Source organism: Streptomyces sp. NPDC038200, assembly GCF_055600785.1.
Window position 1 is genome coordinate 86064 of the sequence record NZ_JBVJYH010000022.1, and the last position, 11689, is coordinate 97752.

The 11689-nt window shown below is 70.4% G+C and carries 13 protein-coding genes and 2 pseudogenes; 10 read left to right on the forward strand and 5 right to left on the reverse strand.

Annotated features, from left to right (window positions below):
• The first annotated feature begins 64 nt into the window (after positions 1-64).
• The gene (locus ACZ7KF_RS33965; RefSeq protein WP_471083896.1) at positions 65-1042 is read left to right on the forward strand and encodes a GlxA family transcriptional regulator; all 978 of its coding nucleotides are present in this window, start codon (positions 65-67) and stop codon (positions 1040-1042) included.
• Positions 1043-1857: 815 nt separating this feature from the next.
• On the opposite strand, the gene ACZ7KF_RS33970 is transcribed toward ACZ7KF_RS33965, so the two are convergent.
• On the reverse strand, positions 1858-2103 hold the full coding sequence (locus tag ACZ7KF_RS33970) for a hypothetical protein (RefSeq protein ID WP_471083899.1): 246 nt from the start codon (positions 2101-2103) through the stop codon (positions 1858-1860).
• Between ACZ7KF_RS33970 and ACZ7KF_RS33975 the strand changes: the two genes are divergently transcribed.
• A complete protein-coding gene (locus ACZ7KF_RS33975) occupies positions 2102-2374 on the forward strand; it encodes a hypothetical protein (RefSeq protein ID WP_471083902.1) in 273 nt (90 codons plus the stop codon). The genes ACZ7KF_RS33970 and ACZ7KF_RS33975 overlap by 2 nt on opposite strands.
• 93 nt (positions 2375-2467) lie before the next feature.
• Positions 2468-2764 (forward strand): hypothetical protein, encoded by a 297-nt coding sequence (locus ACZ7KF_RS33980; RefSeq protein WP_471083905.1) that lies wholly within the window; start codon positions 2468-2470, stop codon positions 2762-2764.
• Positions 2765-2783: 19 nt separating this feature from the next.
• Here ACZ7KF_RS33980 and ACZ7KF_RS33985 read toward each other — a convergent pair whose 3' ends face one another.
• From ACZ7KF_RS33985 to ACZ7KF_RS34000, 4 genes are all read right to left on the reverse strand, one after another.
• Positions 2784-2906, reverse strand: a complete 123-nt coding sequence (locus tag ACZ7KF_RS33985) for a hypothetical protein (RefSeq protein WP_471083908.1) — start codon at positions 2904-2906, stop codon at positions 2784-2786.
• A gap of 159 nt (positions 2907-3065) precedes the next feature.
• The gene (locus ACZ7KF_RS33990) at positions 3066-3821 is read right to left on the reverse strand and encodes a hypothetical protein (RefSeq protein ID WP_471083911.1); all 756 of its coding nucleotides are present in this window, start codon (positions 3819-3821) and stop codon (positions 3066-3068) included.
• A gap of 208 nt (positions 3822-4029) precedes the next feature.
• The gene (locus ACZ7KF_RS33995) at positions 4030-4392 is read right to left on the reverse strand and encodes a peptidase inhibitor family I36 protein (RefSeq protein WP_471083914.1); all 363 of its coding nucleotides are present in this window, start codon (positions 4390-4392) and stop codon (positions 4030-4032) included.
• 193 nt (positions 4393-4585) lie between these two features.
• Entirely contained in the window at positions 4586-5101 is a 516-nt protein-coding gene (locus ACZ7KF_RS34000; protein ID WP_471083917.1) for a hypothetical protein, read from the reverse strand.
• 358 nt (positions 5102-5459) lie between these two features.
• Between ACZ7KF_RS34000 and ACZ7KF_RS34005 the strand changes: the two genes are divergently transcribed.
• The 7 genes and pseudogenes from ACZ7KF_RS34005 (at position 5460) to ACZ7KF_RS34035 (ending at position 11676) form a co-directional block, all read left to right on the forward strand.
• A complete protein-coding gene (locus ACZ7KF_RS34005; RefSeq protein ID WP_471083920.1) occupies positions 5460-6530 on the forward strand; it encodes a hypothetical protein in 1071 nt (356 codons plus the stop codon).
• Positions 6527-7696: a hypothetical protein gene (locus ACZ7KF_RS34010; RefSeq protein WP_471083923.1), complete on the forward strand. Its 1170-nt coding sequence runs from the start codon at positions 6527-6529 to the stop codon at positions 7694-7696. Before ACZ7KF_RS34005 ends, ACZ7KF_RS34010 begins: the two co-directional genes overlap by 4 nt.
• Positions 7697-7733: 37 nt before the next feature.
• Positions 7734-8100 (forward strand): annotated as a pseudogene (locus tag ACZ7KF_RS34015) (telomere-associated protein Tap); the annotation flags it as partial.
• Positions 8101-8316: pseudogene (gene tpg, locus ACZ7KF_RS34020) on the forward strand (telomere-protecting terminal protein Tpg); the annotation flags it as partial.
• Between the two features lie 495 nt (positions 8317-8811).
• The gene (locus tag ACZ7KF_RS34025; RefSeq protein ID WP_471083925.1) at positions 8812-9396 is read left to right on the forward strand and encodes a TetR/AcrR family transcriptional regulator; all 585 of its coding nucleotides are present in this window, start codon (positions 8812-8814) and stop codon (positions 9394-9396) included.
• A gap of 76 nt (positions 9397-9472) precedes the next feature.
• On the forward strand, positions 9473-10693 hold the full coding sequence (locus ACZ7KF_RS34030) for an MFS transporter (protein ID WP_471083928.1): 1221 nt from the start codon (positions 9473-9475) through the stop codon (positions 10691-10693).
• Positions 10694-10743: 50 nt separating this feature from the next.
• Positions 10744-11676 carry an MBL fold metallo-hydrolase gene (locus tag ACZ7KF_RS34035; protein WP_471083931.1) on the forward strand — a complete coding sequence of 311 codons (933 nt, stop codon included), beginning with the start codon at positions 10744-10746 and terminating at the stop codon, positions 11674-11676.
• The last annotated feature ends 13 nt before the right edge of the window (positions 11677-11689 follow it).

The window sequence follows — 11689 nt, forward strand, 5'->3', positions numbered from 1 at the left end:
GCGTCCGGCGCTCCCTCGGTCCGGCCATGAGTCACCCGAATCCGGACACGCGGGCCGCGGGATCGTGGGCTCCGCCACGCATCGGGTCGCGATCCTCGTCTACGACGGGGTCAAACTCCTGGACGTCGTCGGCCCCGCGGAGGTATTCGGGGAAGCGAACCGGCTCGGTGCCGACTACACGATCGTGCTGGTGTCACCGACCGGTACCGATGTCACCTCCTCCATCGGGATCCGGATCGCGGTCGACGCCGCCGCCACGGAGCCTGCTCCTGACACGTTCCTGGTGGCCGGCGCAGACCTCTACCCGCGCACACCTGTGCCCCCTGATCTGACCGAGGCCACGCGAACGCTGGCGGGCCGGGCCGGCCGGGTCGCGTCCGTCTGCACCGGAGCATTCATCCTCGGCGCCGCCGGCCTCCTGGACGGCAAGCGCGCGACCACGCACTGGAAGGTCGCGCACGAGCTCGCCGCCCGCTGCCGGGCCAGCCGCGTCGAACCCGACGCGATCTACGTCCGTGACGGCACCACCTACACCTCGGCAGGCGTGACCGCCGGCATCGACCTGGCACTGGCACTCGTCGAGGAGGATCACGGCCCTGATCTGACCCGCGACGTCGCCCGCGCCCTGGTGGTCTATTTGCAGCGTTCGGGCGGCCAGTCACAGTTCTCCGCGCCACTGCAGGGACCGCCGCCCCGATCACCGGCCCTCCGCAGAATCACCGACGTGATCACGGCGAACCCCGGGGGAAACCACTCGCTCGGCGAACTCGCCAAGCACCTCAATGTGAGCCCTCGGCATCTCACGCGGCTCTTTCGCGAAGAGCTGTCCACCACGCCGGCCCGGTACGTGGAGATGATCCGGTTCGACATGGCGAAAGCTCTGCTCGACCAGGGGCATACCGCGACGCAGACGGCATCTCTTGCCGGATTCCCGAATTACGAGAGTATGCGGAGAGTTTTCGTGAGGGAATTGTCCCTCAGCCCCGCCGCCTATCAGCGCCGCTTCAGCACAGCGCGCCGAGCCGACGAGGGACATCAGTAAGACGAAGCTGTCACTGCACGGTCACCACCAACTGGCCTGCTCGCCAGAGCCGACCCCGCGAGCCGACCTCGACCTGCCCGACCTCCCTGGCCACCACCATCTGCGCCATCGGAGCCACGGCACCGGACCGCATCGCTGTACGCCTGGAAGCTGCATGACCAAGTGCGCGGCATGCGCCGGCGCGGCACCAAGGACCACGCTACCGAAAAGTGCGCAACGCGCCGGCCGCACATCACCGCCCGTGCGGCGGACCGCCGCGGCCACTCTCGCCGCCCTCAGGACCGTACCCGCCCGGCACCACGGACCTCGCCGAGGCCGGGCGACATCATCCGCTCAAGATCTTGTTCGAAGAGGCACTTGACCGGTACGAAGGCCGTGGGGAAATGAGTCTGCTGCATCACGATGTCCGGCGCGAAGTGTTCGCGGTAGCAGATCGCTCGCCGGCCACGCCCACGCCGTCGCCTCCGACGTCCGCCGCCGCGCCGCCCAGCTGCCGAAGGACAGCTGCCCCGGGCGCTCGCCGACGTCGTCGCGCGCGAGGCGGAAAGCCGGCTGTCCGTGACGATCGAGGGCACCGTGCGCTGCGTCCAGAACCGCACCCGCCTCGTCCGCGCCCTCTACGAACGCCTGGACCGCCTCGAGACCGCGCGCACCCAGGCCGTGTGACCACCCGTCGGGAGCCGCCGCGGACCGGGCCGGACCGCCGTGGTAAGGGTGACCACGGGCCGACCGTGCCCGGAGCGACCCCGGCCACGGCTGTCCTGTGACATCGAAGTTTGAGCGCGTGCCATTCAAGGTTGGTCGCCGCTGGTGCACTACCAGCCCATGTTCCTGGCAACCTCTTCCTGGGCTGCGGCGATCTCTTCCTCGGTGGACTCGGCGACGTCCATCTCTTCCAAGCGTGCAAACAGGTCTGTGAGCGCCTGCTTCTGAGCCGGGTGCGTGATCGGCACGGTGTTCAGGTCGGTGTTCATCAGCCAGTCGAACAGCACGATGGCGTCCAACCGCCACAGGCGGAGATCGGTAGTCGGCGTCGAACCCCAAGGGAAGCCAGTTTCCATGGGGAAATCATCCCAGCTCAGCGCGGACTGCCGGCAGAAGTTCACCGACGCCGGGTGGGAGGCGATCGGCCACACCCGGGACCGGAGCGAGCGGCAGTCGCACCCGCACCTGTGCGAGGACTGCCAGGACCGGGCCGTCGCAGCGCAAGCGCAGGCCGAAGCCGACGAACGTGAGCGCCAGGAGCGGGAGCAGGAGCGCCCGCGCCGGGAGGCAGAGGAACAGGCCGCCGTGCAGAAGGCCGGCGGCCGGCTCTCCCGCTTCCGCGTCTGACCCGGGCAGGCCGCGGCGACCGACCGCGCGAGCAAGCCCAAGGCTGCCTTGGGCTTGCCCGCGTTGTCGGTGGCGGCTGCAAGGCTTGGTCGGATGAACGGCGATGAGCAGCTGCTGAACGGCCGGGTCTACGGCGCGGAGCACGACGACCCCCACCCGGGCCCGCTCCCACACCGGACCTACGCCGAACTGGTCGGCGGGCCGCTGGACGGCCTGCTGCTGGACATCCACGGGTGGCGGACCGAGGAAGTCGACGACGGCGCGGCCCTGTCCACCGAGCTGTCACGGTGGCCCGGCGGCCGCGCCCTGTACGACCCGCGCCCCGGCGAACCCCGCACGCCCGGCCCGGGTGTGAGCTGCCGCTTCTACTACTCCGGCGACACACCCTGACGCCCGGCGGCACCGCTGCCTACGGCCTGCTTTCGGTCAGATGGGAAGCGGTGTTCTCGATCCACAGCAGCGTCCACTCGACACCGGCCCGCCACCCAGGCTCCGCGCTGTCGTACCGGCCTTCGGCATCGGCCTGGATCATCTCGTCCGTGATGTCACCGGGTCGGAGAGCCGCTCATCGCCCCACCTTGGACGACGGCCCCGCTGACGGCCATACCCGAAGCTCTGGTCAGTGTGATCACTCGTGGCAGCATCCCGACCGGCTCGTAGCCCCATTCACCGGGTGTGATGGCTGACGGCGTCAGTCGAGCTCTTGCGCTCGCGTGGTGGCCGCAGCATTGATCTGCCTGAAGTCCGACACGTCGCCGACATGCTGCCGAACCCATGCTTCGGTGTACTCGTTCCACAGTCTTCGATTTACAGCGGAGCGGCCGACATCCCGGTCGCAGCGTGCCAGGTCGACTGCGGTCCTCGTTGATCCGCGTCGCTGCTCCTTCTCGACGTCGACGGCTGCCTCCTGCGGTGACGCGTAGGAGTAGCCGTGGGCGCTTACGCACCTGCTCCAGGCGCGCGTCGCGGCTGTGTACCGGGCATCTTTGCGCATGTCGTCGGTGATGGCGGCATAGCGGGTGTTGACGAGCGTGTCCACGCGTACCCATGTGCGGTAGTCGCCGTACAGGCGTGTGCGTGCTTCGGCGAAGCAACCGGTGGTGGCCATGGACAGGGTGCCGACACCAGGCACGGAAACCTTGATCCTGAGCGCGGTGCCCGAACCGTCGAGGACATCGGACCATCGCCGCTGCTGTCGGGGAGACAGAGATCGGAGGTAGTCGGCTTCTTGCTGTTCGGCGGTACTGCTTGTTGCTGCGGGCGGCGGCAGGGCGCGGGCAGCTTTCATGTCGTCGCCGTAGAGGTCCGGCAGCCTGCGTCGTTCATCAGCGGCGACCTCGTCGGCGTTGACCTCCTGATAGAAGAACTGGAATCCCTGGCGGCCCATGCATGCGTGCACCAGGCGGAATTCCGTGTTCTGCAGCAGCGTCTTCGTTCTCTCCGGCACGGTGAGGTCGGAGGCCGTAGCGTGCGTTCGTGCTGTGTCCCGCGTGCCGTTACCGGAGCAGGCAGTGACAGGCAGTGCTAGGCCGACAGCGAGCGCGACAGCGGCTGCCCAGGGGCGGCGCGGCATGTTCCCTCCCATGGTTGGCGCCGCGGGGCGCGGGCCTGGGTGGCCCGCGCCCCGCGGTGTGACGGACGGATCGGTGTTCCGGTCAGCAGGTCGCGGAGACCTTCCTGAGCGACTCGACGTCACGCTCCGGGGAGTGGTAGTTCCAGTCAGCGCGCGGCCTCGAGCAGCCGAGCAGGGTGCCCCGGCCATTTGGGTCGGACCACATCTCCATGCCCGCGGTGGTCATCGCGTTGTACGACGACCGGTCGTTGTTCGAGATACCGGACGGAAGGGTGTCCTCGCGGTAGCTGTAGGGGTAGATGTTCCCCGTCTGGTTGTAGCCGGTCCACAGGCAGAAGTTCCCCCTGACGCAGTCGCCGGGCGCGGCCTGTGCGGGGACGGCCAGGCCACCGAAAGCCAAAGCCGCGCCGGCCGATGCGGCTGCGATGGCATAACGGATACGCATCGTTCTCCTTGAGGTTGTGGGCGGGTGTGCCGGCAGCAGGCCGGTCGTGAACCGGCGAAGGTCTGCCGGGAACGACTCTTCGGTGTCGGTGCACCCGGCGGCAACGGTGGTCGGCTGTCTCGGACAAGGCAGTGCGGCTGACCAGCTGAATCGTCAGTGTCCCGGACAGGTCCGAGGCAGTGGCGCCTTCGACTCAGGGCGCCGACCAGGCCATCGCGCAGCTGCTCCAGATCGGCCACCGTCTTGCCGACATTGCTGAGCCGGCTCTCGCGGACCTCGGGGCTGGTTCGCGGGCCGTCATGGCGTCGAGGAGTTGCAGGACGGGCTTGCCCTTGCTGTCGTTGGCCCGCCGGTCGCCCAGGGGCTCATTGAGCTTGAAGCCGCGGCCCATCAGCCGTGTGACGAGCGCGGGGTCGTCGCCCATGACGCTCGCTTCGTAGAAGACTGCGGACCAGTTCACGTGGATCGTCTGGCCGGGCGGTGCGGTATTCGTCGCCGTAGCCGTCAGCGTGCGGTTTCCGCCGGGAGGCACGGAAACACGACTGTTCAGGGGCGTCTGTCCGGCTACGGTCACTCTCACTGTGCCGCCGGCAGGAGCGGTGCCCTGGTTGGTCGTCACCGGCCAGCGGCGGATTTCGGTGCCGCTGAGCGCATGGACGCAGACCAGCACCAAAACGAAGCGGAAGTCGTCCTGCGCGTGGCCGCGCACGCCGGCCAACCGGTCCGAGGCACGGAAGGCGGGGTCTTGTTGATCCCGGCGAAGACGAGGCCGCGGGTGGGATCGCGGAAGATCACGCGCTCCCACCGAAGGGCAAGACCACGGTGAAGCTGACGCATAGGGGCCAGCATCACGGCGCGTACGACCAACCCAGCCGCGTTGCGCCCGCCGCGGACGACTACTGCTGAACGGCACGATCTCCATGGACGGGACGGGCTGCCCCTGGGGGATGACGGGACGGTGGGTACACTCCAGCGCCGGAGGGGATCACGGGGTGAGTGAGATAGACGAGGCGCCTGCGGAGCCTGGTTGGCTGTGCCGGGTGCTGTCGCACAGAAGGCGCGGTCCGTTGCTGCTGATATCCGCGCTGGTGCTCGTGCTTGCGGGTACCGGGCTCGGTACATGGGCGGCGGACACGTGGCCGTGGCCGAAGGACCGCTACTGCTGGGGCGCCTGGGAAGAGGACAGCGGTCCGGGCTTCCTCGGCGACGAGGCCTTCGGTGATGATGACGACGGGTCACGCACCGGCAGGGAGACGGCGCCTACCCGTGAGCGTCCGACCGGCAGCTGCGAGGTCGCCATCGCCAGCGACTACAAGAGCAGCTACGACGGCGACAAGGTCACCACCGATCAGAAGGTGTCCGTCGAGTACGGCCCGGTCCCCAAGGCCGCGGATGCCCGGCTCGCGATCGTCCAGGACGGTTTCCTGGGCGGTGACATGGTCCCGCTGCCGGACGGCCTGCCGGGCACGGTGAACGGGCGCGGTGGCCTGCTGGTGCTCCCGAAGTCCTGCGATACGCAGGATGGCCGGCCGACCGTCGTCACCATGCACGCGTCCGGCACGTACGCCAGCGGCCCCTCGTACACCCAGGACGATCCGGCCGACCTGGGTGGCGCCCGGCAGGCGGCGGTGCTGCTCGTCGCGGCGGCCAACCGAGCGATGGCCGCGGCCGGTTGCGCGCCGGACGAGCCGCTGAGGGTCAGCTCGCCGCTCTTCGACCTGCCGGGCAAGCAGGAGCGCGTCTTCAGCACCTCTGACGACGTCTGCGGTATCCGCGGCCTGCGCCTCGACACGGAGGACATCGAGGACCAGATCGGCGCGGTCACCCGCGACCTGCAGACGTGCAGTGTCCGTGGTGATCGCGACGGCGTGCCGTACCTGAACCTGGCGATGGTCGCGCAGCCCCGGCTGGCCGCGGTGTTCGACGGCATCGCGGGCGAGCGGCCCGCGGCCCGTGGCTGGCGCGGCACGGGCACCTTCGGCAAGGAGCACGCGATCGTACGGGCCGACTGCGCCGGCCGGCCCGTCATCTTCTTGATGGGCGTCTCCACCGACCCCGGCCACCTGGCCGTCTTCGCCAACGCGGCCGCGGCCCGCCTGGGCTGCGCCCCCATCGCCCCCAAGGGAGCCGGCCGGTGAGCAGCACTGCGGACGAGCCGAACCGGGACGAGCAGCCCGTGCCCGCCGAGCGGGAACTGCTCAGCGAACGGCGCCTGCGCCGGTGGCACTGGCGCAGGCTGCTGCGCGGTCGGGTCCGGCCGCTGCTGGCCGCGGGTCTCGCCGGGATGCTGCTCGGCGTCGGCGGCATGGCCTGGCAGACGCAGGCGGGGCCGTTCGCGCCGGACGAGGTGTGCTGGGGTGCCCTGTCCCGCGACGACCTGGCCGAGACGTTCCGCGAGCCGGAGGACGTCAAGGCGGTCGAGGCTCCCGTGCTGCACGGTGGGCGATCCATGGACGGCCCCACCGGCAGTTGTCAGTTGACGAACAGCGACGGTGACGCATGGGCGCTCACCGCCCGGGTCCACCGGCTGGATGACCGCAATGGCGACGACGGCCAGTGGGCCGACGAGTTCCTCTCCGCCCGTCTCACCCCGCTCGGCGGCGGCCTGCCGGGCATGGCCTCGGACAACCGCGCCTGGCTCGCCATCCCGGACGGCTGCCTGGGGCGCCCCGCTGACTTCGGCGGGCCGACCGTCGTGGACATCGCCCAGGGCAGTTGGATCAGCGACATGGAGCCGCGTACCAAGGAACGGGACGGTATGGCCCGCATGGTCGTGAAGCTCGTCAACAAGGTCAGCGCGGACCTGGGCTGCACCGGCACGATCGCCGATCCGGTCGAACGCCTGCCGAAGGCCGCCCGCTACACCCGCACAGAGAAGCCGGACGCGCTCTGCGGCATCAAGGGGCTGACCCTGGGCAAGAAGCGCAAGCCGAACCACTACCCCCTGATCACCGACGGGCACGGCCCGGTGCGCACCTGCGACCGCAACATCACCGGCTCGCAGCCGGAGCAGCGCCTGATGACCGTCGAGGACCCGCGGCTGGCCGCGATCTTCACAAGAATGGCGCTATACGAGGGCGACCGGGTGCGCTCTGCCGTCGGCTACGGCGGCCTCGGCCCCAACCTCGGTATCTTCCGGACCCGTTGTCAGACGGGTGAGACGGTGTTCCTCGTACAGATCAACAAGGGCGGGACGAGCGCGGACCTGCGCACACTCTTCCCCCACTACGTCGAGGCCGAGGCCGCCCGCCTCGGCTGCGGCCCGCTGAAGCTGAACCTGCCACGGCCGGGCGAGGGGCGCTGACTCCCGCCCGGCCGCCGTGCCTTCAGTTGGCCACGCGAGTCTGCTGCCCAGCCCGTTCACCCCGAAGGGTGAGCGGCCCGAGGGGCCGGCCTGGTACGCCACGCCCACCGTCGCATACGCGGTCGAGCTCGGCTACGACGTCGCGCCGATCGAGGCGTACGTCCGGTACGAGAACGGCCGCTACCTGGACGGCTGGTACAACCGGCTGCGCGACGTCTTCCTCGCCACGATGGCCGACCTCGGCGTGCACGCGGACATGGCGCCGGCCGTTCCTGGCGGCGATGGACGGCTGCAAGGAGCGCGACCCGCAGCTGGCGATCGTCGTCTCGGCGATCAAGGCGACGGTCAAGGGCGGTCTGGGCAAGCCGCGCGAGCGCCCGCGCGGTGAGGGCTGGCGGCCGGGCGACGAGGACCGCCTCCGGCACCTGACCGTCGCGCTGCCGCCCCGCTACGCCGCCCGCCTCTTCGAGGCCCAGGAGCAGAGCGCCACCGAGCAGCGTCTGCGGGAGATCGCCGCCGAAGGGCTCAAGGAGGTGTACTTCCAGGACAGCGGCCACCGCGCCGGCCAGCTGGAGGAAGTCCGCTTCACGGACATCGAGCACCTCGAGTCCGACCTGTAGCAGCCGCGCCCGAACAGTCGTGAGACCCGGACCAGAGCTGGTCAGGGCCTCGCTCCCGTGTCCGCAGGGTTATGGCCGGCGGCTACCTGCCCATCAGCTCGTTGAGCAGGGTGACAACGACGACGCCGACGCCGATCGCTGCTCCGAGCACCGGGTGGTACAGGGCGAGGACGACGGTTACTGACTTCGGCTCGGCAGGGTGATGTTCGCTGAACTTCTGGACGGGGATTGGCTGTACATCGTGGTGTGTGAGGTACGCAGACGGAGGCAGGTTGACACCAGCGGCACGTCGACGAAGACAGCGCGCAGACGGCAGGGAAGGCGGTTCCGCACCGCGTGGGCCGGAACACTGTCAGCCACTCGCGCTCGGCGATCACACTTCGGAGCGAACTCGGGTGTAGGGGGAGAGTTCGCCGTACCGACCTGTGTTCTGCACGGACAGAGCTCTGGGGACCTGGTCGGGCGAACGCAACTTTTTCGCATTAAGCTGGGTGCATGAGTGCCCGAGCGACCACACGCCCCGGCGGGCGCAGCGCCCGCGTCCAGCAGTCCGTGCACCAGGCCGTCCGCGATCTGGAGGCGGAGGTGGGGCGAGATGCCCTCACCGTGCCGCTGATCGCCGCCCGCGCGGGAGTGACGCCGTCCACCGTCTACCGGCGCTGGGGGGACCTGCGGGAACTGCTGTCCGACGTGGCCGTCGAACGGCTGCGCCCCGATGGCGCCCCGGCCGACCACGGCAGCCTGCGGGCGGACCTGGAGGCGTGGGCAGTGCAGTTCGCGGAGGAGATGTCCTCGACGGCGGGCCGCACGTACATCCGCGACGCCCTGCTGGGCGACCCCGAGCAGGGCAATGCGGTTCGCTGCTCCGACTACGCCGCCGAGCAGTTGAAGGCCATCGGTGTGCGCGCGGCCGGGCGCGGGGAGGCCGTGCCCGACGTGGAGACCCTGCTGGACGTCGTCGTCGCCCCGCTGATGTACCGCATCCTGTTCCGCCCCTCGGATCTGTCGGCGGCCTACACCGACCGCCTTGTGGCGACGGTGCTCGGCCGGAGTCCCGCTCCCCCCACCCCTAAAAGCTAAGAGTTTGCGTTTGGGGAGACGTGGGGTCTACTCTGCCTAACGCAAAGCGTTTGCCTTTAGGTGTGAGAGGTGCTCCGTGCTCAGCGTCGTAGCCCCGCCGTCCCCGCCCCGTCGCCGGCCCGTGCTGGGCCGCCGCAGCGCCTTCCTCCTTCACGCCACCGTCCTCGTCGGCCTGTTGGCCGCCTCAAGTGCGCCGACCCCGCTCTACGCCCTCTACCAGGCCGAATGGCACTTATCGGCGATGACGGTCACCGTCGTCTTCAGCGCCTACGCGCTCACCCTGCTCGGGGCACTGCTGACTGCGGGCACTCTCTCGGACCACCTGGGCCGGCGCCCGGTCCTCACCGGTGCGCTGTTCGCGGAGGCAGCAGCGATGGCCGTCTTCGCCACCGCCCAGGGCGTGGCGGCGCTGATCACCGCCCGGATCCTGCAGGGTCTGGCCACCGGCGTGGCCACCAGCGCCGCCGGAGCCGCCCTGCTCGACTTCGAGGACCCCGACCGCCCGGGGCAGGCGATGCTCGCCAACGGCATCACCCCAGTGGCCGGCATGGCGGCCGGCGTGCTGGCCTCCACCGTCCTCGTGCAGTACACCCCCGCTCCCACCCGTACCGTCTACCTCCTGCTGCTCCTGCTGTTCACCGCGCAGGCGGCCGCAGTGCTTCTCACCACCGAGACCGCACATCCCCACGCCGGCGCGTGGCGGTCCCTGCGTCCCGGCATCGCCGTCGCCCCCGCCTCCCGCCCGGCCATGAGGCTTCTCGCCCCCGGCGTCGTCGCCGCATGGGGTCTGGGCGGGTTCTACTCCTCCCTCGGTCCCTCGCTCGCCCAGCTCATCGCCCCGCACACGGCCCGTGCCACCGGCGGCCTGGTCTTCTTCACCCTCACGGCCGCAGCCGGCCTCGCCGTCCACGCCGCTCGGCCACTGCCCGCCCACACCGCGAGCTCCGCCGGCACCGCGGTCCTGATCCCGGGGGCCCTGCTGACCCTGAGCGGGCCCCACCTGCACAGCCTGCTCGCCCTGTTCGCCGGCACCGCCCTGGCGGGCACCGGCTTCGGCGCCGTCACCCAGGGCGCCCTGCGCCTGCTGATGTCCCCGGCCGCCCCGGGCGAACACGCCGGCACGCTCGCCGCCTACTACGTCCTCAGCTACCTGGCCATGAGCATCCCCGCCGTCCTCGCCGGCCTGCTGACCAACCTGTACGGCCTGCAGACCGCCGTCTCGCTCTACGCGGTGACGGTCGTCCTGCTGACCCTGATCGGCCTCGCCCGCGCCGTGCGGCAGCCGAGCACCGGCTGACCGAGTCCCGCCTTCCCGCACCGCCCCGCCCCATCCGAAAGGACCCACCGATGAGCACGGCCACGCCCCGTCAGGCCACTTTCTCCACAAGCACGGGATGGAGCCTCGGCGACATCACCGTACGCCGCGTCGAGGAGATCGAACTGCCGCGCCAGACCGGACCCTGGCTGCTGCCGGACGCCACCAGGGAGGTGCTGGACGAGGCATCGTGGCTGCGTCCCGACTTCGCCGACGCCGACGTTCCCCGCTTGGCGAGCCATGGTTTCGCGGTGGAGGCGGGCGGGCTGCGGATCGTCGTGGACACCGGCATCGGCAACGCCAAGCCGCGCGCCAACCCGGCCTGGAACGGTCTCGACACCGACTTCCTTGGGCGCCTGGCGGCGGCCGGCTTCCCGCCCGAGTCCGTGGACCTGGTGATCACCACGCACCTGCACACCGACCACGTCGGCTGGAACACCCGCCTCGCAGGTGAGGACTGGGTTCCCACCTTCCCCCACGCCCGCTACCTCACCAGCCGCACCGAATGGGACCACTGGGCCGCCACCGATCTGGACGAGGCCCGCCGCCAGATGTTCCGCGACTCCGTCACCCCCATCCGCGACGCCGGACAGTACGACCTGGTGGACGTGCACGCGCAAGGGTACGAGGTGGCGCAAGGCGTCCTCCTGATCCCCGCCCCGGGCCACACCCCGGGACAGGTCGCCGTGGAACTGCGCGGCAGCGACCGCCGCGCCCTGATCACCGGCGACAGCATCCACCACCCCGTGCAGCTGTCCCACCCGCACGTGAACAGCTGCGTCGACATCGACCCCGCGCAGGCGATCCGCACCCGTGCCCGGCTGCTCGACGCCTTGGCGGACACCGACGCGCTGCTCCTCGGCACCCACTTCCCGCGGCCCACGGCCGGCACCGTCCGCCGGGAGGCTGGCCGCTACCGGCTCCTCGCCGAGCACGGCGTCGAGATCCCGGCCTCCACGGCCTGACCGCGCGACCGGC

Bases quoted from the DNA above. Each gene is read 5' to 3' on its own strand.
- ACZ7KF_RS33975 (WP_471083902.1), top strand. From the start codon at position 2,102: ATGGGGAAATCATCCCAGCTCAGCGCGGACTGCCGGCAGAAGTTCACC.
- ACZ7KF_RS33970 (WP_471083899.1), bottom strand. From the start codon at position 2,103: ATGGAAACTGGCTTCCCTTGGGGTTCGACGCCGACTACCGATCTCCGC.
- ACZ7KF_RS33980 (WP_471083905.1), top strand. From the start codon at position 2,468: ATGAACGGCGATGAGCAGCTGCTGAACGGCCGGGTCTACGGCGCGGAG.
- ACZ7KF_RS33985 (WP_471083908.1), bottom strand. From the start codon at position 2,906: ATGATCCAGGCCGATGCCGAAGGCCGGTACGACAGCGCGGAGCCTGGG.
- ACZ7KF_RS33995 (WP_471083914.1), bottom strand. From the start codon at position 4,392: ATGCGTATCCGTTATGCCATCGCAGCCGCATCGGCCGGCGCGGCTTTG.
- ACZ7KF_RS34025 (WP_471083925.1), top strand. From the start codon at position 8,812: ATGAGTGCCCGAGCGACCACACGCCCCGGCGGGCGCAGCGCCCGCGTC.
- ACZ7KF_RS34035 (WP_471083931.1), top strand. From the start codon at position 10,744: ATGAGCACGGCCACGCCCCGTCAGGCCACTTTCTCCACAAGCACGGGA.